Annotated in this window: 18 protein-coding genes; 12 read left to right on the top strand and 6 right to left on the bottom strand. The window is 71.5% G+C overall.

Annotated elements, in window-relative coordinates; genetic code table 11:
* The first annotated feature begins 12 nt into the window (after positions 1-12).
* Positions 13-1161, top strand: a complete 1149-nt coding sequence (locus M8J73_RS11120; RefSeq protein ID WP_055539453.1) for a hypothetical protein — start codon at positions 13-15, stop codon at positions 1159-1161.
* Positions 1162-1199: 38 nt separating this feature from the next.
* On the top strand, positions 1200-2585 hold the full coding sequence (locus M8J73_RS11125; RefSeq protein WP_055539452.1) for a hypothetical protein: 1386 nt from the start codon (positions 1200-1202) through the stop codon (positions 2583-2585).
* Positions 2586-2703: 118 nt separating this feature from the next.
* Here the strand turns inward: M8J73_RS11125 and M8J73_RS11130 are convergent, their stop codons facing one another.
* A complete protein-coding gene (locus M8J73_RS11130; protein WP_055539451.1) occupies positions 2704-4209 on the bottom strand; it encodes a peptide MFS transporter in 1506 nt (501 codons plus the stop codon).
* Between the two features lie 579 nt (positions 4210-4788).
* Between M8J73_RS11130 and M8J73_RS11135 the strand changes: the two genes are divergently transcribed.
* Positions 4789-5466, top strand: coding sequence for a response regulator transcription factor (locus tag M8J73_RS11135; RefSeq protein ID WP_048819934.1), 678 nt, complete (start codon positions 4789-4791; stop codon positions 5464-5466).
* Positions 5467-5743: 277 nt separating this feature from the next.
* The gene (locus M8J73_RS11140; protein ID WP_055539450.1) at positions 5744-7012 is read left to right on the top strand and encodes a sensor histidine kinase; all 1269 of its coding nucleotides are present in this window, start codon (positions 5744-5746) and stop codon (positions 7010-7012) included.
* Positions 7013-7235: 223 nt separating this feature from the next.
* On the opposite strand, the gene M8J73_RS11145 is transcribed toward M8J73_RS11140, so the two are convergent.
* On the bottom strand, positions 7236-7802 hold the full coding sequence (locus M8J73_RS11145) for a GtrA family protein (protein WP_055539449.1): 567 nt from the start codon (positions 7800-7802) through the stop codon (positions 7236-7238).
* A gap of 232 nt (positions 7803-8034) precedes the next feature.
* Here M8J73_RS11145 and M8J73_RS11150 point away from each other — a divergent pair, with 232 nt between their 5' ends.
* From M8J73_RS11150 to M8J73_RS11165, 4 genes are all read left to right on the top strand, one after another.
* A complete protein-coding gene (locus tag M8J73_RS11150; protein ID WP_055539448.1) occupies positions 8035-9174 on the top strand; it encodes a 5-(carboxyamino)imidazole ribonucleotide synthase in 1140 nt (379 codons plus the stop codon).
* Complete coding sequence (gene purE / locus M8J73_RS11155; protein ID WP_079054912.1) at positions 9171-9692, top strand: 5-(carboxyamino)imidazole ribonucleotide mutase; 522 nt, start codon at positions 9171-9173, stop codon at positions 9690-9692. The genes M8J73_RS11150 and purE overlap by 4 nt, the downstream gene beginning before the upstream one ends.
* Before the next feature lie 99 nt (positions 9693-9791).
* Entirely contained in the window at positions 9792-10988 is a 1197-nt protein-coding gene (locus M8J73_RS11160) for a dipeptidase (protein WP_055539446.1), read from the top strand.
* A 139-nt stretch (positions 10989-11127) separates the two neighbouring features.
* Positions 11128-12369, top strand: a complete 1242-nt coding sequence (locus M8J73_RS11165) for a dipeptidase (RefSeq protein ID WP_055539445.1) — start codon at positions 11128-11130, stop codon at positions 12367-12369.
* A gap of 114 nt (positions 12370-12483) precedes the next feature.
* On the opposite strand, the gene M8J73_RS11170 is transcribed toward M8J73_RS11165, so the two are convergent.
* A complete protein-coding gene (locus M8J73_RS11170; protein WP_055539444.1) occupies positions 12484-12846 on the bottom strand; it encodes a VOC family protein in 363 nt (120 codons plus the stop codon).
* 110 nt (positions 12847-12956) lie between these two features.
* Between M8J73_RS11170 and M8J73_RS11175 the strand changes: the two genes are divergently transcribed.
* The gene (locus M8J73_RS11175) at positions 12957-13463 is read left to right on the top strand and encodes a CGNR zinc finger domain-containing protein (RefSeq protein ID WP_055539443.1); all 507 of its coding nucleotides are present in this window, start codon (positions 12957-12959) and stop codon (positions 13461-13463) included.
* Between the two features lie 207 nt (positions 13464-13670).
* On the opposite strand, the gene M8J73_RS11180 is transcribed toward M8J73_RS11175, so the two are convergent.
* Positions 13671-15014, bottom strand: coding sequence for a UDP-glucose dehydrogenase family protein (locus tag M8J73_RS11180; RefSeq protein ID WP_055539442.1), 1344 nt, complete (start codon positions 15012-15014; stop codon positions 13671-13673).
* 222 nt (positions 15015-15236) lie between these two features.
* Here M8J73_RS11180 and M8J73_RS11185 point away from each other — a divergent pair, with 222 nt between their 5' ends.
* Positions 15237-16394 (top strand): acyl-CoA dehydrogenase, encoded by a 1158-nt coding sequence (locus M8J73_RS11185; protein WP_055539441.1) that lies wholly within the window; start codon positions 15237-15239, stop codon positions 16392-16394.
* A 173-nt stretch (positions 16395-16567) separates the two neighbouring features.
* Entirely contained in the window at positions 16568-16930 is a 363-nt protein-coding gene (locus tag M8J73_RS11190) for a four-helix bundle copper-binding protein (protein WP_055539440.1), read from the top strand.
* Positions 16931-17008: 78 nt separating this feature from the next.
* Here the strand turns inward: M8J73_RS11190 and M8J73_RS11195 are convergent, their stop codons facing one another.
* Positions 17009-18277, bottom strand: coding sequence for an LCP family protein (locus M8J73_RS11195; protein ID WP_055539439.1), 1269 nt, complete (start codon positions 18275-18277; stop codon positions 17009-17011).
* Positions 18278-18448: 171 nt separating this feature from the next.
* Between M8J73_RS11195 and M8J73_RS11200 the strand changes: the two genes are divergently transcribed.
* On the top strand, positions 18449-18997 hold the full coding sequence (locus tag M8J73_RS11200) for an acyl-CoA thioesterase (RefSeq protein ID WP_055539454.1): 549 nt from the start codon (positions 18449-18451) through the stop codon (positions 18995-18997).
* Positions 18998-19031: 34 nt separating this feature from the next.
* Here the strand turns inward: M8J73_RS11200 and M8J73_RS11205 are convergent, their stop codons facing one another.
* The gene (locus M8J73_RS11205; RefSeq protein WP_249828539.1) at positions 19032-20471 is read right to left on the bottom strand and encodes an LCP family protein; all 1440 of its coding nucleotides are present in this window, start codon (positions 20469-20471) and stop codon (positions 19032-19034) included.
* Positions 20472-20525 lie beyond the last annotated feature (54 nt).

Raw genomic sequence — 20525 nt, forward strand, 5'->3', positions numbered from 1 at the left:
GGGAGCCATGACGTGAGGAGTGCGCGGGTTCCCGCGGCGGCGCCGGTCGTGCTCGTGCTCGCGCTGGCGTTCGCGCTCGTCGCCGTGCCGTTCGGCGGCGGGGCCGGCCCGGCCGTCGCGGCGGACGGGCCGGCCGTGACGCTGTCCAAGTCGCAGGCGGGGACGGGCGGTTCCCTCACCGTCACCGGCAGCGGCTGGCGGTCGAGGGTGCTGCTGATGATTCTGATCTGCGGTCGGTCGACGCCGTCGCGGGGTGTGTCGGGGGGTACCGACTCCTGCGCCAACGCCGACGGCCGGGCCGTGACGGCCGACGCCGAGGGCGACTTCAGCCGGAGGGTGCCGGTGGCGGAGCCGCCGGTGCCGTGCCCGTGCGTGGTGCGCGTCGCCACCATCACCGGGAAGAAGGCGGAGGCCTTCGCGGCCTTCCAGGTCGCCGGGCACTCGGTCGAGCCGCTGCCCCCGGAGGCCACCGGCGGACGGCTCTCCGTGCTGACCGACACGGAGTTGAGGGGCACGAGCGGGCTGCTGACCTGGTTCGGGGCCCCGGCCACCCGCGAACTCGTCCTCACCGTCGGCAATGTGGGCGCCTCCCCGGTCGAGAACCCCGTCTTCCAGGTCGGCACCTCGCACGGGGTGTACGCGCCGCAGTGGGAGGACCACCAGTGGCGCGGCACCATCGAGCCGGGCCGCAAGGCCCGCGTCTCCCTGCCCGTTCAACTCGCCGCCGGGGCGCACGGCGACTACACCGTCTCCCTCACCTACGGCGGCAAGGTCCTCGCCGAACACCCCTGGGACGTGGGCCGCCCCTGGGGCGTCACCCTCTTCTGGCTCCTGCTCTGCCTCGTCGTCCCGGCCGCGCTGTTCCGCGTCGGACTGGCGGTGGTGGACCGGTTCCGGCCGCGCCCCACCGTCTCCGGCCGACGGTCCCGCCGTCGGCCACCGCTCCCCGGACTCACCCGCCGGCTCCCCCGGTGGGGCGCCTCGACGGGCGCGCACGCCGAATCCCGCCCGTCGCCGTCCGGGGCCCGCACCACGTCTCGTACGACCCCGGCCCTGCCGTGGTTCACCCCGGACACCGATCCGGGGGCCACGGCGGCCGGGGCGCTCTCCGCACCGAGGGAAGACAGCCCCACGACTCCGACCAGAGAGGGAAGCGCGTGAGAGCGCAGCGAAGAGCCAGTGCACTCGGGGTCGCCCTGATGCTCGGCGGGGCCGGTGCCCTGCTGGGGGCGGCGGCCGTGCCGGCGTACGCGGGCGAGGTGTCGTACGCGACGAAGTGCGTGCCGCCGCCGATCTCCGGACTGCCGCCCGTCGAGGGCACGACCAAGGTGGAGATCACCGCCCCGAAGACGGCGAAGGTCGGTGACGAGGTCGAGGTGGTGTGGAAGTTCGTCCAGGCCGCGTCCAAGAACCCCGACCTCATCGACCTGCCCGCCGACACCGTCCAGCCGAGCGGCACGCTCAAGGCCGCCGGGGCGCAGACCGCCGACATCGCCATGAAGGGCCCGCGCGAGAACCCCGCGATCCCCAAGGGCGCCGCCATGGTCCTCTCCACGATGAAGGGCACCCTGAAACTGACGGCACCCGGCGCGGTGACCCTGACCCCCGGCGGGTACGCCATCGACGTCTTCTCGACCCAGACCACGTGCGCGCCGACCGTACCGGTGGCCGCCGGGGCGACCATCGACGTCACGGGCGGCGGCGGTACTTCGGGCGGTACGAGCGGCACCACGGGCGGCAGCGGCACGAGCGGCACCACCGGCACGAGCGGAGGCACGTCGTCGGGCGGGACCACCACGGGCGGCACGACGGCGGGTGGCACGACCGGCGGTACGACGACCTCGGGCACCACCGCGGGCGGCACGACGACCTCGGGCACGACCTCCGGCGGCTCGACCGGCGGTGGCTCGACCGGCGGCGGTGGTGGGCAGACCGAATTCCCCGGCAAGGAGGTCAGGGTCCCGTACGACTGCGTGACGCCCATCGGTGACCGGAGCGTGGTCTCGCCGGTGCAGATCGACGCCACGAAGGACGGCGGGAGCTTCGACCTCACCGTGCGGTTCAAGAAGTCCGTGATGGACAGCCCCGCCGACATCCCCGCGGACTCGGTGAAGCCCGCCATGGAGATCGTCCTCGGCGGGGCCGACAAGGGCTCGGTCCGGGTCGAGGGACCGACGAACGCCGAGCCGATCAAGGCGGGCGACCCCATGGAGATCCCCGACCTCACCGGCACCTACAAGCCGGGTGCGAGCGGTGAGTCCACGTTGGCCCCCGGCGTGCTGACGATCAAGGCGCTGGGTACGACCACCACGTGCACCCCCGCCGAGTCGCTGGTCTCGCTCACCCTCGACACCGAGGAACAGCCGGGCGGCGCGGCGGGCGGCTCCTCGTCCTCCGGTTCCGCGGGCGGCGGCTCGGCGTCCGGCTCGGGCACGGCCTCCGGCGGCGCCACCGGCGGTGGACTCGCGGACACGGGCGCGGACGGAGGCCAGGGCACGCTCAAGGCGCTGGGCCTCGTCGCCGGCACGGCGGCGCTGCTCGGCGGCGCGGTCTTCACCTTCATGCCGCGCCGCTACCTGCGCTGAGCCCCGCGCCCACGGCGGGAACGTCAGCGGAAGCCCGCATGGGCACGTCCGCGGAAGCCCGCAGGGCCGCCGCACCCCGAGGTGCGGCGGCCCTGCGCGACAAGCCGGGGCGGCGGGCTCAGTGCACGTCGCCCATGAGCCGCTTGACCTTGTTGCGGTACATGTACAGCGCGACACCGGCGAGCGCGGCCAGGGTGGCCTCGACGGCGACGAAGCCCGTCCGGTCGAGGTTGACGCCGCCGACGGCCTCGTTGGACAGCAGCGCGGTGACGGAGTCGCCCGCGCTGACCGCGAGGAACCAGACGCCCATCATCTGGGAGGCGTACTTCACCGGTGCCATCTTCGTCGTGACGGACAGCCCCACCGGGGAGAGCGTCAGCTCACCGAGCGTCTGCACGAAGTAGATCCCGGCGATCCACAGCGCGGCGGCCTTCTCGCCGTCCCCGGCGATCGCCAGCGGCGCCAGGAAGAGGAAGAACGACGCACCGATCAGCAGCAGCGCCGCCGAGAACTTGACGATGGTGCTCGGCTCCTTGCCCCGCCGGTTCAGCCACACCCACAGCCAGGCGAAGACGGGCGCCGCCGCCATGATCATCAACGGGTTCAGGGACTGGTACCAGGAGACGGGGAACTCCCAGCCGAGCACGCTGTTGTCGGCGGACTCGCTGGCGAAGACGGCCAGCGTCGAGGCGCCCTGGTCGTAGATCATCCAGAAGATGGCGGCGGCCACGAAGAACCAGACGAACGCCGACATCTTCGACTGCTCGGCGGCGTCCAGGTCGCGGTCCCGCCTGATCCGGGCGATCACCCAGATCGGGACGATCAGACCGATCAGGGTGACCGGGATCACCGCCCAGTTGACCGTGTAGTGACCGGACAGGCCGACGACGCCGTAGAAGACCACAGGGACGGCCAGCCACAGCAGGGCCTTGCGCAGGACGGCCGACTTCTCGGCGGCGGGCATCGGCGTGGGGACGATGTCGCTGCGCTCGCTCAGATGGCGGCTGCCCAGCAGGAACTGCGCGAGGCCCAGAGCCATGCCGACCGCGGCCATGCCGAAGCCGAGGTGCCAGCTCACCTTCTCGCCGACCGTGCCGATGGCCAGCGGCGCGGCGAAGGCACCCGCGTTGATGCCGATGTAGAAGACGGTGAAGCCGCCGTCGCGGCGCGGGTCGTTCGGGCCGTCGTAGAGGTGGCCGACCATGGTCGAGATGTTGGCCTTCAGCAGGCCCGAGCCGATGGCGACGAGGGCGAGGCCCAGGTAGAAGACGCCGGCCGACGGCAGGGCCAGGGTCAGATGGCCGAGCATGATGACGACGCCCGCGACGGCGACCGTCCTGCGCGGGCCGAGGAAGCGGTCCGCGATCCACCCGCCGGGGAGGGTGAGCAGGTACACCATCGACCCGTACACCGCGGTGATGGTGATCGTCGCCGCCGCACCGAGGTCCAGGCCGTTCGGCGCGACCAGGTAGAGCGGCAGAAGGGCCTTCATGCCGTAGTAGGAGAACCTCTCCCACATCTCGGTCATGAAGAGAGTGGCCAGTCCTCGGGGGTGGCCGAAGAAGGTGCGCTCGTCGCCGGGGGTCCCCCGGTCGGCCGAGTCCTTCGTCAGGCTGGACGCCATGGTCGTTCCTTGCGCTTCGGGACGCCGCACGGGGTGTGCGGCGCCCGGTCGGAGGGGCGGCCGGCACCACCGGGGGATCCACGCCCTCTACGCGCGTCGACGGCAGGGGATTCCGTCGGCGCGGGGGGCCGGCCACAGGTCGTTCCCGCGAGGCCGGAGAATCCGGCCCCGCGCACAAAAGAGACCTTCAGCGCATATAAGCCGCCAAAGGTCCCCACGTGTCGCTACGAGCGTTCCATCACCATACGCCAGAGTAGACAAGGGAATGGAAGGGATTGAGAGCCGGATCACAGGTAAGAATGCGATAGCGCTCGCGCATTCGAAGGCAGGCCCGGGAATTGCCTCCCCACGGTGCGGGGTGCGCATTCAGGGAGGAGAAACCGCCGCGGAAATCCGCACGGACAGTCCCTGATCTCCATGGACCCTCGACGGCCGGAGCTGGATCTTCACCGGACGGGGGTGGAATGCCCGACCTATTCGATCATGGCCGTCAGGAGTAAGAATTCCGCCGGACGAAGGTGTGAATCAGGCTTGGCGATCACCCTCCACCTGCGGTTCTCGGCGGACTACCATCAGCGCATGACCCGTGTACTGCTCGCCGAGGACGACGCGTCCATCTCGGAGCCGCTGGCCCGCGCACTGCGCCGGGAGGGGTACGAGGTGGAGGTCCGCGAGGACGGCCCCACCGCGCTGGACGCCGGAATGCAGGGTGGCGTCGACCTGGTCGTCCTCGACCTGGGGCTGCCCGGCATGGACGGTCTGGAGGTCGCCCGCCGGCTGCGTGCCGAGGGCCACACCGTGCCGATCCTGATCCTGACCGCGCGCGCCGACGAGGTGGACACCGTCGTCGGCCTCGACGCGGGCGCCGACGACTACGTCACCAAGCCGTTCCGGCTCGCCGAGCTGCTCGCCCGCGTACGGGCGCTGCTGCGGCGCGGCGCGGCCGAGCCGCAGCAGCCGCCCGCCACGCACGGCGTGCGGATCGACGTCGAGTCCCACCGGGCGTGGATGGGCGACGAGGAGCTCCAGCTCACCGCGAAGGAGTTCGACCTGCTGCGGGTGCTGGTGCGGGACGCGGGGCGGGTCGTCACGCGTGACCAGCTGATGCGAGAGGTGTGGGACACCACGTGGTGGTCCTCCACCAAGACCCTCGACATGCACATCTCCTGGCTGCGCAAGAAGCTGGGCGACGACGCGGCGAACCCCCGGTACATCGCGACCGTGCGGGGCGTCGGCTTCCGGTTCGAGAAGAACTGAGAGCCTGTGAACAAACCCCCGTCCGGATCCGCCCGAGGCGCCTGGCGCCTTCGGATCCACGGCGGAGGAAGGAGTGATGGCGGAGCCATCGCGACTGACGACAACGCCGGAGGCGGAGGTGCCAGGCACCTCGGGCCCGGGCGCGGGTTTGTTCACAGGCTCTGAGGAACCCGGGCGGGCGCCTGGCGGCCCCGGGGTCCGGGCGCCGCCCGGGCCCCGTACCGGGTGCCGCACAATCGAAGGTCCCAGAACACCCCGCCCCGCCCGGAGGGCAGCCGTGCGTCGCCGTCTCATCCAGTCCACCCTCGCCGTGGTCCTCGTGGTCATCGCGGTCTTCGGCGTCTCCCTCGTCATCGTCGAGACGCGGACGATCAGCAACAGCGCCCAGGAACGCGTGGAGTCCGAGGCGGTCCAGCTGACCAGCATCGTGGACAGCCGGATCATCGGCGACGAGCGGATCACCGTCGAGGTCCTGGAGGACCAGGTCGGCGACGACCGCTACGCGCGCATCCAGATCCCCGGCCAGCGCACGATCGAGATCGGCGTGAAGCCCGTCGGCGACGTCATCCGCCACGAGGCCAAGGGCGAGAAGGACGAGGTCGTCACCGTCGAGGAGTCCCGCTCGGCGGTCAGCCGCGAGGTCGGCCGCACGCTGCTGATCATCGCTGCGGTCGCCCTGCTCGCCGTCGTCGCCGCGGTCCTCCTCGCCGTACGGCAGGCCAACCGCCTCGCCTCCCCGCTCACCGACCTCGCCGAGACCGCCGAGCGCCTCGGCTCCGGCGACCCCCGCCCCCGGCACAAGCGGTACGGCGTCCCCGAGCTGGACCGGGTCGCGGACGTCCTCGACGCCTCCGCCGAGCGCATCGGCCGCATGCTGACCGCCGAGCGGCGCCTCGCCGCCGACGCGTCCCACCAGCTGCGCACGCCGCTGACCGCGCTGTCGATGCGGCTGGAGGAGATCACGCTCACCGACGACCCGGCCACGGTGAAGGAGGAGGCGCACATCGCGCTCGCCCAGGTCGAGCGGCTGACGGACGTCGTGGAGCGGCTCCTGACGAACTCCCGCGACCCGCGCAACGGCTCCGCCGTCGCGTTCGAGCTGGACGAGGTCATCAAGCAGCAGCTGGAGGAGTGGCGCCCCGCCTACCGCAGCGCCGGCCGCGCCATCGTCAGCTCTGGCAAACGGCACCTCCAGGCCGTGGGCACGCCGGGTGCGGTCGCGCAGGTGCTGGCCGCGCTGATCGAGAACTCGCTGATGCACGGCGGCGGCACGGTGGCGCTGCGCACCCGTGTCACCGGCAACCAGGCGGTCATCGAGGTCACCGACGAGGGGCCAGGCGTCCCCGCCGACCTCGGGGCGCGGATCTTCGAGCGGGCGATCAGCGGGCGGAACTCCACGGGGATCGGGCTGGCCGTCGCACGCGACCTCGCGGAGGCGGACGGCGGACGTCTGGAGATGCTCCAGGCCCAGCCCCCGGTCTTCGGCCTGTTCCTGTCACGCACCCCGGTGAGAACCCCGGCCGGCGACGACCGGCCCGTGCGGTAGGAGCGACAGAGGGCGAGTCCCTGGGGCCTCTAGGGCCCTTCTGATGGATCTCCGCGGCGTCGCGACGCCCGGCACGCTCCCCCAAGCTCTTCGAGCAGGGGTACCCCCACTCGCCGCACCGGACTAAAGCCCTGGTGGCTCCGCTACGAGGGCCTCCGCGCGGCATACCGAGAGCACGCACCGAACGCCGCTCCTTCTCCCACGGAGATCCATCACAAGGGCCCTAGCGCCGGCCGTCCGGGCGCTTGCCCGGGCCGCCTGCGGTCAGCGCGGGCGGGTGGGCGGCTCCCGCCTCCAGGAACGATTCCGCGCTCGCCACCGCCTCGCGGGCGGGCAGGGCACGGAACACCCACGTGCGGTACGACCAGAAGCGGAAGAGGGTCGCGACGGCGATGCCGAGGAACTTGAAGATGTTGCTCTGCAGCGGGCTGTCCCAGCCGAAACCGTAGGTCGCGGTGTAGAGGACGCCGTTCTCGACGACCAGGCCCACCGCGCTGAACAGCAGGAAGAGGCTGAGCTCCTTCGTCCGGCCGCTCTTGTCGCGGTCCCGATAGGTGAAGTAGCGGAACCCCACGTAGTTGAAGGCGATGGCGACGACGGTGGCGATCACACTGGCCCGGACGACCTGGAGGTCGGTGGTGTGCCGTACGAGGTTGAACACGGCGAGGTTCACCAGCAGCCCGGCACCGCCCACCGCACCGAACTTGGCGACCTCGCGGACGAGGAGGTCGATCCGTCGGCGCAGGACGCCGCGGGGCTTCGGCTGAGGCCCCGAGGTGGTGCTTCCCATCGTCTGCCGGCCCCCGTCGCTCGGTGGTCTGTCGTACCCCGGTCGGTACCCGGTCGGGTCCTGTCGGTCCGAAAACAGTTGATCTTCGATCGAAATCCACTGGTTCCGCCATGCTAACCAGCGCCCCCGGGCAACGCCTGTGCAGCACCTCACAGGGGCCGCCGACGCAGCGGAAGGGGGCGGAAACCGGACACCGGGGAGTGGCCGATTCCATGGCCGATACTCTGGGGGTGTGACGTTCCCGGTAGTCGGCATGGTCGGCGGCGGTCAGCTCGCTCGTATGACGCACGAGGCTGGCATCCCGCTCGGCATCAGGTTCAAGCTCCTCAGTGACACCCTTCAGGACTCCGCGGCCCAGGTCGTCGGTGATGTCGTCGTCGGCGACTACCGCGATCTGGAGACGCTGCGTGCGTTCGCGCAGGGCTGCGACGTGATCACCTTCGATCACGAACACGTACCCACCGAGCACCTCCGGGCGCTGGAGGCGGACGGCATCCCCGTACGCCCGGGCCCGGACGCCCTCGTGCACGCCCAGGACAAGGGCGTGATGCGGGCGAGGCTCGACGCGATCGGCGTGCCCTGCCCGAGGCACCGCATCGTCGCCGACCCGGCGGACGTGGCGGCCTTCGCGGCGGAGGGCGATGGTTTTCCGGTCATCCTCAAGACCGTCCGCGGCGGCTACGACGGCAAGGGCGTGTGGGTCGTCCGCTCCGTCGAGGACGCCGCCGAGCCGTTCCGCGCCGGAGTTCCCGTCCTCGCCGAGGAGAAGGTCGACTTCGTACGGGAGCTCGCCGCCAACGTCGTCCGGTCCCCGCACGGCCAGGCCGTGGCCTACCCGGTCGTGGAGTCCCGGCAGGTCGACGGGGTGTGCGACACCGTGATCGCCCCGGCGCCCGACCTCGACCCGGCCCTCGCCCTCCAGGCGGAGGAGATGGCCCTGCGCATCGCCAAGGAACTGGACGTCGTCGGCCACCTCGCCGTCGAGCTGTTCCAGACCCGCGACGGCCGCATCCTGGTCAACGAGCTGGCCATGCGCCCCCACAACTCCGGCCACTGGAGCCAGGACGGCGCGGTCACCTCGCAGTTCGCCAACCATGTCCGGGCCGTCCTGGACCTCCCGCTCGGCGACCCGCGCCCCCGCGCGAAGTGGACCGTCATGGTCAACGTCCTCGGCGGCGACTACCCGGACATGTACTCGGCGTATCTGCACTGCATGGCCCGCGACCCCCAGCTCAAGATCCACATGTACGGCAAGGACGTGAAGCCCGGCCGCAAGGTCGGTCACGTGAACACCTACGGCGACGACCTCGACGACGTGCTGGAGCGCGCCCGTCACGCCGCCGGATACCTGAGAGGCACGATCACCGAATGAGCCCGGTCGTAGGCATTGTCATGGGGTCGGACTCCGACTGGCCCGTCATGGAGGCCGCCGCGCAGGCCCTCGACGAGTTCGAGATCGACTACGAGGTCGACGTGGTCTCCGCGCACCGCATGCCGCGCGAGATGGTCGCCTACGGCGAGGAGGCCGCGGACCGGGGCCTCAAGGTGATCATCGCCGGGGCGGGCGGCGCCGCCCATCTGCCCGGCATGCTCGCCTCCGTGACCCCGCTGCCGGTCATCGGTGTGCCCGTACCGCTGAAGTACCTCGACGGCATGGACTCGCTGCTGTCGATCGTGCAGATGCCGGCCGGGGTGCCCGTCGCGACCGTGTCCGTGGCCGGCGCGCGCAACGCCGGACTGCTCGCCGCCCGCATCCTCGCCACCCAGGACGAGGAACTCCTCGGCCGGATGCGGGAGTTCCAGCAGGAACTGAACGACCAGGCCACCGAGAAGGGCAAGCGCCTGCGCAACAAGGTCGAGGGCTCGGGCGGCTTCGGCTTCGGCAAGTGACGCACCACTGACCGCGAGAGCCGCGACGACCCGGGCGACCGGGAGGACGGGGGAGTACGGCAAGTGACGGGGACGACGGGGGAAGAGGAAGTGACCGGGATGACGGGGACGGGTTCGCTGGAGGAGGCCCGGGAGCTGCTGCGCGAGTTCCCGATCGCCGACGGGCACAACGACCTGCCGTGGGCGCTGCGTCAACAGGTCCGCTACGACCTGGGCGCCCGCGACATCGCCACCGACCAGAGCGCCTATCTGCACACCGACCTCGCCCGGCTGGGCGCCGGCGGCGTCGGCGCCCAGTTCTGGTCGGTGTACGTGCCCTCGAACTCCGCGTTCCTGCCGGGCGCCGTCCCCGCCACCCTCGAACAGATCGACTGCGTACGGCAGCTGATCGACCGTTACCCGGCGCGGCTGCGGTCCGCGCTGACCGCCGCCGACATGGAGGCGGCCCGTACCGAGGGCCGTATCGCCTCCCTGATGGGCGCCGAGGGCGGTCACTCCATCGACAACTCCCTCGCGACGCTACGCGCGTTGTACGCGCTCGGCGTCCGCTACATGACGCTCACCCACAACGACAACATCGCCTGGGCGGACTCCGCGACCGACGAACCGGCCGTCGGCGGCCTGTCCGCCTTCGGCCGCGCCGTCGTCGGTGAGATGAACCGCGAGGGCATGCTCGTCGACCTCTCCCACGTGGCCGCGACCACCATGCGCGACGCGCTGGACGCCTCGGCCGCACCGGTGATCTTCTCCCACTCCTCGTCGCGGGCCGTCTGCGACCACCCCCGCAACATCCCGGACGACGTCCTCGAACGCCTCCCCGCCAACGGGGGAGTGGCGATGGTGACCTTCGTACCGAAGTTCGTCCTCCAGGCCGCCGTCGACTGGACCGCCGCCGCCGACGAGAACATGCGCGCCCACGGCCTCCACCACCTCGACACCACCCCCGAGGCCATGCGGGTCCACCGCGAGTTCGAGGAGCGCAACCCGCGCCCCGTCGCCACGGTCGCCACGGTCGCCGACCACCTCGACCACATGCGCGAGGTCGCCGGCGTCGACCACCTCGGCATCGGCGGCGACTACGACGGCACCGCCTTCACCCCGGACGGCCTGAACGACGTCTCCGGCTACCCGAACCTGATCGCCGAGCTCCTCGACCGCGGCTGGTCCCGGACCGACCTCGCCAAGCTCACCTGGCGCAACGCGGTCCGTGTGCTGGGCGCCGCCGAGGACGTCGCCCGCGACCTGAAGTCCCGTACGGCCCCGTCGAACGCGACCCTGGAGCAGCTGGACGGGTGACACCCGGCCGGTGGTACGGCCCCTCGTCCGGCGAGGACGGGCGGCCGTACCCCCGAACGCCGCACCCACCAGGAATCCGGGCGGCACCCGTGGCACGGTGACGGTGACTGCGTTCACCGACCGGGTACGGAGGTCCGCCATGGCAGACCTGCAGGACGAACTGCAAGCGACAGCGGAGGCGGGGCGGCTCGACGCCCCCGCGAAGCGGAAGCCGAAGCCGAGCCGTCGGTTCGGGGCGGCCGAGCCGATAGCCCCGCCGGACGGCACCACCGAGCCCGGCACCACCGAGCCCGGCACCGCCGACGGTGCGAAGGCTCCCGAGGCCGCCCCGGAGGCCGCCGGGCGGCTCGCGGACCCGGAGGGCGCCGAGCAGTCGGACGGGCTGGAGGAGGCGCACGCCTTCCTCGCCGACCACCCCGTGGCCGACGGCTACAGCGGGCTGCCGTGGGTGCTGCGCCACCTGCCCTGGTACGAACTGGAACTCGGCGAGAGCGGCGTGGACACGGATGTGCCGCGGATGCGCGAGGGACACATCGGCGCCCTGTTCTGGTCGCTGCACCTGTCCGAGCCGCTGACCGGCGACCGGGCCGTCGGCGCCTCCCTGGAGCAGCTGGACCTGGTCCACAAGGCCGTCGAAGCCGACCCCGAGCATCTGCGACTGGTCCGCACCGCGGGCGAGGTCACCGACGCCCGCAACCGCGGTCGCGTCGCCATCCTGCTCGGCCCCGCCGGCGCCCCGGCCCTCGGTGACTCCCTCGCCATTCTGCGCGCCCTGCACGCGCTCGGCCTGAAGGCCCTCACTCTCGCCGGTGTCTCCTGGGCGAGCGAGGCCGGGCTCAGCCGGTTCGGCGAGGAGGTGGTCCGCGAGATGAACCGCGTGGGCGTCCTCGCCGACCTCTCCGGCGCCTCCGAACAGACGATCCGCCGGACCCTCGCGGTCTCCCGCGCCCCGGTCCTGTGCACCCGCTCGGCGGCCCACGCCCTGCGCCCCCACCCCGCGAACCTCAGCGACGACCTGCTGGCCGCGCTGGGCGAGGCGCACGGCCTGTGCATGGTGCCGCTCACCTCCGAGCAGACCGGCCCCTCCGTGCGCGACGTCGCCGACCACCTCGACCACGTCCGCTCGATCGCCGGCCCCCAGAGCGTCGGCCTCTCCGGCACCTACGACTCCGGCGCCGCCCACCCCGAGGACCTCATCGACGCCTCCTGCTACCCGCACCTCGTCGCCGAGCTCCTCCACCGCGGCTGGTCCCACGACGACCTCGCCCTGCTCACCTGGGGCAACGTCCAACGCGTCCTGCGCAGCGCCGACTTCACGGCGCGAGCGGCCCGGGACCGCCGCGAGGCCTCGACGGCGCGGATCGCCGACCTGGACGGCTGACACCGGAGGTGAGGGCCTGACCGGGCGACAGCCCCCGGGCCCTCACCGGCCGAGCACGAAGCCGGGCCGGCCCGGCCCACTGGCCGGACCTCACGCTCGTATCAGTACCCGCCCTCAGGCACGGCACAGGCAGAACGGATGCCCCGCCGGGTCGGCGTACACCCGGAAGCCCCGCTCCCGGTCCGTCGTGTCCAGCGGCTTCGCCCCGAGCGCCAGTACCTCCTTCTCCGCCGCGTCCATGTCCTCCACGTTCACGTCGAGATGGAACTGCTGCGAACGCGACGGCGACGGCCACTCGGGCGGCACGAAGTCCGGCGCCTGCTGGAACGCCAGCCGGACACCCGCGTCCGGCACCCTCAGATCCACCCAGTCGCCCTCACCCGAGACCTCCCCGCCGACCAGCTCGGCGTAGAACCCGGCGAGCGCGGCCGGGTCGGGACAGTCCAGGACGACGACATCCAGCTTGGCGATGGCCATGACTGCTCTCCTTCGCTCTGCGATCCGGTTACCCGTAGAGGCGGGTAACCAGTAACGGTTACTGCATGCTTCCCTATAGGCGGTAACGTCGCAAGCATGAGGTCGCACGCATGAGTGAGAGAGTGCCCGCACCCGGCGGCCTGGCACTCGTCGAGAGCCTGGTGAACACGCTGGACCTGGAGTCGGGCGCCGACGCCCTCGACACCCCGGAGGGCCGGGCCCGCCTCGCCCTGACCGCGGCCGAGGACCTCGCGGACGTACGGGAACTGCGGGAGTCGCTCCGGGCCGTCTGCCTCGCGCACGCGGGACACCCGCCGCACCGCGCGGTGACCCCGCTCGGTGACCTGCTGGCGGCGGCGCCGCTCGTCGTCGACGTCCGCGCCGACGACGGCTCGGCGAGCCTGCGCCCCGCCGCCGATCCCGCTCTCCTGCTCGCCCGCGTGGCCGCGGCCGTCGCCGAGGCCCTCACGGCGGGCACCTGGCAGCGCCTCAAGGCGTGCGAGGCCGCCGACTGCCACTGGGCGTACTACGACCGCAGCCCCGCCGGGCGCGGCCGCTGGTGCTCGATGCAAGTGTGCGGAGCCCGCGCGAAGATGCGCCGCTACCGCGCCAAGTGAGCCGGCCGAGTGAGGTGGATGAGCCGGACATCACCCCATGAGTCACCGGTGAAGTAAGCGCTTCGCACCCACGGGGGACCGGAACGGTGGAGAATGAGCACAGACGCCGTTCCGGCCGACTGAGCCTCGGCCGGAACGGCGTCGCCCGCTACCGGCCCGGTCGAACTCCGGGCCCGTCGTGGCCCGGAAACGGGCCCGGCCCCCGGGTCAGGCCGTCGGCCGGCCCATCGCGCGGTAGGTCCAGCCGGCCCGGCGCCACAGCTCCGGGTCCAGGGCGTTGCGGCCGTCCAGCACCAGCCGCCGGGAGGCGACCTCGCCCAGCGCCTGCGGGTCCAGCTCCCGGAACTCGCGCCACTCCGTCAGGTGCAGCACGATGTCGGCACCCCGCACGGCCTCCAGCGCCGAGTCGGCGTACCCGAGCGTCGGGAACAGTCGGCGCGCGTTGTCCATGCCCTTCGGGTCGTAGACCGTGACCTGTCCGCCCTGGAGGTGGATCTGGCCGGCCACGTTGAGCGCGGGGGAGTCCCGTACGTCGTCGGAGTCCGGCTTGAAGGTCGCGCCCAGCACGGCGACCCGCCTGCCCAGGAAGGGGCCGCCGCCCAGCGCCTGCCGGGCCAGCTCCACCATCTGACCGCGCTGCCGCATGTTGATGGAGTCGATCTCGCGCAGGAACGTCAGCGCCTGGTCGGCGCCCAGTTCACCGGCGCGGGCCATGAACGCCCGGATGTCCTTCGGCAGACACCCGCCGCCGAACCCGATGCCCGCCCGCAGGAACTTCCGCCCGATCCGGTCGTCGTGCCCGATGGCCTCCGCCAGCTTCGCGACATCGCCCCCGGCGGCCTCGCAGACCTCGGCCATGGCGTTGATGAAGGAGATCTTGGTGGCGAGGAAGGAGTTCGCGGAGGTCTTCACCAGCTCGGCGGTCGGGAAGTCGGTGACGACGAACGGGGAGCCCTCCTCGACCGGCGTCGCGTACACCTCGCGCAGCAGCTTCTCGGCCGTCTCGCTGCGGACGCCCACCACGATCCGGTCCGGGTGCAGCGTGTCGTTCACGGCGAAACCCTCGCGCAGGAACTCCGGGTTCCAGGCCAGCTCTGCGTCCGCCCCCGCCGGGGCGTGCTCGGCGAGATACGCGGCCAGCCGGTCTGCGGAGCCCACCGGCACGGTCGACTTGCCCACGACCAGGGCCGGGCCCGTCAGATGCGGGGCGAGCGAGGCGAAGGCCGCGTCGACGTACGACATGTCGCAGGCGTACTCGCCGTGCCGCTGCGGGGTGTTCACACACACGAAGTGGACGTCGCCGAAGGCCGCGACCTCCGCGTAGTCCGTCGTGAAGCGCAGCCGCCCGGTGGAGCCCTCGATCCCGGCGACGTGCCGACGCAGCAGCTCCTCCAGACCCGGCTCGTACATCGGGACCTCGCCCCGGCGCAGTATGTCGATCTTCTCTTCGACGACATCGAGCCCGAGCACCTCGAATCCCAGCTCGGCCATGGCCGCGGCGTGGGTCGCGCCGAGATAGCCGGTGCCGATCACGGTGATCTTGAGGGCCATGGATGCTCCTGGGACGTACGGCCGTGGGTGCGCCGCGACGTGCGCGGCGGGTGCGCTGCCTGAGCATAGTCGGGGCGTGTCCGGGCCTCTCGCCGGGCAGATTCCCCCTGGGTGCCGTCACCGGCCCCGCATCTGTCGCCAAGCTCACGTATCTCTCGCATGGGCAGGCCCTTTAAAATTTGAGTTACTTAACGGTAGTTAGCATCGGGAGCGTGAGAGACCTTGGCCGGATCGGCTGATTTCGACCTGTACCGCCCGTCCGAGGAGCACGACATGCTCCGCGACGTCATCCGTTCCCTCGCCGAGGCGAAGATCGCGCCCCATGCCGCCGCGGTCGACGAGGAGGCCCGCTTCCCCCGAGAGGCGCTCGAAGCGCTCGTCGCGAACGACCTGCACGCCGTGCACGTCCCCGAGGAGTACGGCGGCGCCGGCGCCGACGCGCTCGCCACGGTCATCGTGATCGAGGAGGTGGCCCGCGTCTGTGTCTCCTCCTCCCTCATCCCGGCTGTCAACAAGCTGGGCTCGCTCCCGGTGATCCTCTCCGGCTCCGAGGAGCTGAAGAAGAAGTACATGGGCCCGCTCGCCAAGGGCGAGGGCATGTTCTCGTACTGCCTCTCCGAGCCCGACGCGGGCTCCGACGCGGCCGGTATGAAGACCAAGGCGGTCCGCGACGGCGACCACTGGATCCTCAACGGCGTGAAGCGCTGGATCACCAACGCCGGCGAGTCCGAGTACTACACGGTGATGGCCGTCACCGACCCCGCCAAGCGTTCCAAGGGCATCTCCGCCTTCGTCGTCGAGAAGTCCGACGAGGGCGTCTCCTTCGGCGCCCCGGAGAAGAAGCTCGGCATCAAGGGCTCCCCGACCCGCGAGGTCTACCTCGACAACGTCCGCATCCCCGCCGACCGCATGATCGGCGAGGAGGGCACCGGCTTCGCCACGGCGATGAAGACCCTGGACCACACCCGCATCACCATCGCCGCCCAGGCCCTCGGTGTCGCCCAGGGCGCCCTCGACTACGCCAAGGGCTACGTCCAGGAGCGCAAGCAGTTCGGCAAGCCCATCGCGGACTTCCAGGGCATCCAGTTCATGCTCGCCGACATGGCCATGAAGATCGCCGCCGCCCGCGCCCTGACCTACCAGGCCGCCGCCGCCTCCGAGCGCGGCGACAGCGACCTCACCTTCCAGGGCGCCGCCGCCAAGTGCTTCGCCTCCGACGTCGCCATGGAGGTCACCACCGACGCCGTCCAACTCCTCGGCGGCTACGGCTACACCCGCGACTACCCGGTGGAGCGCATGATGCGCGACGCCAAGATCACGCAGATATACGAAGGCACCAACCAGGTCCAGCGCATCGTCATGGCCCGCAACCTGCCGTAACTCCTTCGGCGCAACCTGTGAACGGCCCCCGGCACCCCGCCGGGGGCCGTTGACTTGTGGGGTGAATGGTGCGGAATGTTTGCGTCCGCCCAATGGCGGGTGGCGGCAGGGGGGCGTAGGACGGAAGTGCACGGGGTCCGCCCCGGACCCCCGCTCCCACCCCTGGAGGAGCCATGCAGGAGACCGGAACCATGACCGCGATGAGCAAGGAGATGCAGGACTGCGTCAACGCGTGCATGACGTGCCACACGGTGTGCGAGGAGACCATGAGCTCCTGCATGCAGGCCGGTGGTCAGGCCCAGATGCAGATCATGCGCGCCCTGATGGACTGCGCCGAGATGACCCGCATGTGCGCGGACATGATGATGCGCCGCTCCCCGATGAGCGCCGAGATGTGCGCGATGTGCGCCCGCGCCTGTGACATGTGCGCCGAGGCGTGTATGTCCATGCCGGACGATCCGCAGATGATGCGCTGTGCCGAGGCGTGTCGCCGCTGCTCCGAGATGTGCCGGGCGATGTCGGGCGCGGCGGCCTGAGACGAGGCCGGCCCGACCCGTACGACCGAGGGGCACCCCGTACGGGATGCCCCTCTTCCGTGTCGCGCGTCGGCGCCGTCAGTTGCCCGACACGGTCACCGTCTCGTCGTTCTTCAGCTCCTCCACCAGCTTCTTCACCTTCGCGGTGTCCCACTGGAGGTTGCCGTTGCCGGCGTTGCCCGAGATCGGCATGTTCATGGACTTGCCGTCGCCGCCCGTGACGCCCTTCATCGCCCAGAACATGTCGGCCAGGTCGAACAGGCCCATGTCCTTGTCGACGATCAGCGTGTCGAGACCGGCGCTCATCGTCGGGTACAGCTTGAAGGGGTTCAGGACCGTGCTCGGCGTCGCCGTCTGACTGGCGAGGGCCGAGAGGAACTTCTGCTGGTTCTTCGTGCGGTCGAGGTCGCTGCGCGCGAGGGCGTAGCGGGTGCGGACGAAGGCCAGGGACTGCTCGCCGTTCAGCGTCTGCTTGCCCGCCTCGAAGTCGGCACCCGACTTGGTGTCCTTCAGGCCGCCCTTGGGGATGTCGATCTCCACGCCGCCGACCGCGTCGACGATGTTCGCGAAGCCGGCGAAGCCGATCTCCACGTAGTGGTCGATGCGCAGACCCGTGTTGGCCTCGACGGTCCGCACCAGCAGCTCCGGCCCGTCCTCGGCGTACGCGGCGTTCAGCTTCACCTGACGGCCGGTGCCCTTGTACGTCTTGCCGGACTCGGAGCCCACGAAGGTGGGGATCTCCACGTTCGAGTCGCGGGGCAGCGAGATCAGCGTCGGGCCGTTGGAGCCGGTGTGCAGGATCATCATCGAGTCGGTGCGCTTGCCGTCGGCGGAACCGGTGTGCAGTTCCTTCTTCTGCGCGTCGGAGAGGCCCTCGCGGCTGTCGGAGCCGACGATCAGGTAGTTGGTGCCCTCGCCCTCCTCCGGCCGGTCGATGACCTTCGACAGGTCGACCTCGCGGTTCAGCTTGGAGTCGGCCCAGAAGTAGGTGCCGATCGTCGTGCCCAGCACGACGACGGTGACGACGATCGCGGTCCACTTGATCCGGCGCCGCCAGTTCGGCGCGGGGCGCTCACCCCGGCCGTCGTAGCCGCCGGGGCCGCCCGGACCGCCGCCGTACACCTGGCCGGTGTTGTAGCCGCTGTCGTACTGCTCGGGGCCGCCGCCGTAGCTGTCGTACGTGTCGCCGTACGCCGGCTGCTGCGGCACACCGCCCTGAGGGGGCGCCGACGGACCGCGGCGGACCTGGCGCATCACGCGCGCCCCATCGGGGTGTGCGCCGGCGCTTCCCTGTCCGTACCCGCCGCCGCGGTTTCTGTCGGACCATCCCTCGGGCCAATCGTTCATGCGCCCCAGTGTGCAGGGCTCCCCTGCGGGCCGTACAAGGGTCGCCGGAATTTCGCAGCGCGGCTGTTGCCAAGCTGATGCAAAGCGGACCTTACGAGGTCACGCATAAGGGGTCCTTTCACTGTGAGCGCCCCGGACGGGCATAGTGAAAGGACCCCTAAGGTGGACGCCATGACAGAGCAGGCCCCCGCAGCGGAATCCGGCATACCCGGCAAGCCGACCTCGGCGTCCCGGACCACCCTGAGCCACATCATGACCCACAACGACACCAACCTGCTGGGGACGGTGCACGGCGGTGTGATCATGAAGCTCGTCGACGACGCGGCGGGCGCGGTGGCCGGACGTCACTCCGGAGGGCCGGCCGTCACCGCCTCCATGGACGAGATGGCCTTCCTGGAGCCGGTCCGCGTGGGCGACCTGGTCCATGTGAAGGCCCAGGTGAACTGGACGGGCCGGACGTCCATGGAGATCGGTGTCCGGGTGCTCGCGGAGCGGTGGAACGAGTCGACACCGCCGCAGCAGGTGGGGTCGGCGTATCTGGTGTTCGCGGCGGTCGACGCCGACGGCAAGCCGCGCCGGGTGCCGCCGGTGATGCCGGAGACCGAGCGGGACCGGCGGCGCTACCAGGAGGCACAGATCCGCCGGACGCACCGGCTGGCCCGCCGCAGGGCGATCCTGGAACTGCGGGAGAAGAGGATCGCCGAGGGCCTGGGCGACTGAGCCGCCCCCGGCCGCCGAGCACCGCCCGCGCCCTTCAGGAGCAGGTCACCTCGTCACCCGTGACCACGCCGAACTCACCCTGGTCGGGGTCCTCGGCCCGTACCTTGCGGACCTTCTTGAAGTCCGTCCCGGCGATCACCCGCAGGACGGGGCCCTGCCCCGGCGCCTCCCGCAGCTCCGCGCCCGGCAGGGCGGTCGCCAGGGACCGGGCCGAGCGGTCCCAGCGCGGGTCGTGCACGACGACCGTCCGGCGGACGTCGGTGCGCCCGGCGTTCACGGGGGCGCGGGTGGTGCGGAAGCCGGTGGCGGCCAGCTCGCGGTCGACCTGGCGGCCGAGGCCCGCGACGGCCGTGCCGTTCTCGACCTGGACGCGGATCTGCTGCGGGGCCACCTCGACCAGGACGCGCTTGCCGCGGCTCCGGTAGGGGGCGAGGGGGCGGTCGTCGCGGAGGGCCTTGAAGAGGCGGCGCGACTTGGCGGCGTCCCACTGGAGGGTCGAGCCGAGCCCCTCGACGACGTGACCCATGCGGCCGATGGGGACGGTGGTGAACTCGGAGGACGCGGGTGTGAGGTTGCGCATGGCACGGCCGAGGTCGATCAGCTCCCCGGTGCCGAACTCCTTGTCGGCGCGGACCGAACCGAGCACTGCACGGGTGACGTCCCGGAACTTGATCGGGTTGAGGAGCACCCCGGAGGACGTGGCCTGGGCCATGAGGGCGGCCATGAAGCGTTGCTGGCGCTTCATGCGGCCGAGGTCGGAGGAGCCGTCGGCGTGGCGGGAGCGGACGTACTGCAGGGCCTGTCCGCCGTCGAGGTCGTGGGAGCCCGCGGCGAGGTCGAGGCCGGTGTAGGAGTCCTTCAGCGGTTGGGCGGTGCAGATCCTGACCCCGCCGAGGACGTCCACGGTCCGCATGAAGCTGGTGAAGTCGACCTCGACGTAGTGGTCGATCTTCACCTTGGTCATGTGCTCGACCGTGCGGACCGTGAGCGGGGGCCCGCCCTCCGCGTACGCGGCGTTGAGCTTGATCGGGTGGGCGGGGCGCTTCTTCCCGGTGGCGCGGTCGATGTGCGCGGGCGCCTCGGCGTAGGAGTCGCGCGGCAGGCTCACGACGCTGGCCCGCTCCCGGTCCGCCGAGATGTGGACGATCATCATGGTGTCCGTGCAGTGGCAGGGGGCGCCGCCGAGCCGGTAGGCGCGCCGCTCCTCCTCGGTGATGCCGTCGCGGCCGTCGGTGCCGACCAGTAGGACGTTCATGCCATGGCCCGCCTCGGGCCGGTTCTTCATGTCCTTGAAGGGGTCGACGCGGGCGATCTTCTCGTCGAGGCCGGTGACCACCGCGTGCCCGATCCCCGCGGCGGCCAGCACCACCACCGACAGCGTGGTCGCCGCACGCAGGGCCCAGCCCCTTTTCCGCGGGCGTACCGGGGGCCTGGGCTGCTGCGGCCGTGCGGGGCGGCGGGGCGGTGCGGGCATGGGGGACACCTCCGCGTGACACGGTCGGGGAGACGGGGGGAACGCTGAGCACCG

This window comes from Streptomyces neyagawaensis (genome assembly GCF_023516595.1).
Classification (GTDB): domain Bacteria; phylum Actinomycetota; class Actinomycetes; order Streptomycetales; family Streptomycetaceae; genus Streptomyces; species Streptomyces neyagawaensis.

Bases quoted from the DNA above. Each gene is read 5' to 3' on its own strand.
- M8J73_RS11175 (WP_055539443.1), top strand. From the start codon at position 12,957: ATGAGTGAGAGAGTGCCCGCACCCGGCGGCCTGGCACTCGTCGAGAGC.
- M8J73_RS11165 (WP_055539445.1), top strand. From the start codon at position 11,128: ATGGCAGACCTGCAGGACGAACTGCAAGCGACAGCGGAGGCGGGGCGG.
- M8J73_RS11205 (WP_249828539.1), bottom strand. From the start codon at position 20,471: ATGCCCGCACCGCCCCGCCGCCCCGCACGGCCGCAGCAGCCCAGGCCC.
- M8J73_RS11170 (WP_055539444.1), bottom strand. From the start codon at position 12,846: ATGGCCATCGCCAAGCTGGATGTCGTCGTCCTGGACTGTCCCGACCCG.
- M8J73_RS11195 (WP_055539439.1), bottom strand. From the start codon at position 18,277: ATGAACGATTGGCCCGAGGGATGGTCCGACAGAAACCGCGGCGGCGGG.
- M8J73_RS11135 (WP_048819934.1), top strand. From the start codon at position 4,789: ATGACCCGTGTACTGCTCGCCGAGGACGACGCGTCCATCTCGGAGCCG.
- M8J73_RS11180 (WP_055539442.1), bottom strand. From the start codon at position 15,014: ATGGCCCTCAAGATCACCGTGATCGGCACCGGCTATCTCGGCGCGACC.
- M8J73_RS11125 (WP_055539452.1), top strand. From the start codon at position 1,200: ATGCTCGGCGGGGCCGGTGCCCTGCTGGGGGCGGCGGCCGTGCCGGCG.
- M8J73_RS11145 (WP_055539449.1), bottom strand. From the start codon at position 7,802: ATGGGAAGCACCACCTCGGGGCCTCAGCCGAAGCCCCGCGGCGTCCTG.
- M8J73_RS11190 (WP_055539440.1), top strand. From the start codon at position 16,568: ATGCAGGAGACCGGAACCATGACCGCGATGAGCAAGGAGATGCAGGAC.
- M8J73_RS11130 (WP_055539451.1), bottom strand. From the start codon at position 4,209: ATGGCGTCCAGCCTGACGAAGGACTCGGCCGACCGGGGGACCCCCGGC.
- M8J73_RS11160 (WP_055539446.1), top strand. From the start codon at position 9,792: ATGACGGGGACGGGTTCGCTGGAGGAGGCCCGGGAGCTGCTGCGCGAG.
- M8J73_RS11200 (WP_055539454.1), top strand. From the start codon at position 18,449: ATGACAGAGCAGGCCCCCGCAGCGGAATCCGGCATACCCGGCAAGCCG.
- purE (WP_079054912.1), top strand. From the start codon at position 9,171: ATGAGCCCGGTCGTAGGCATTGTCATGGGGTCGGACTCCGACTGGCCC.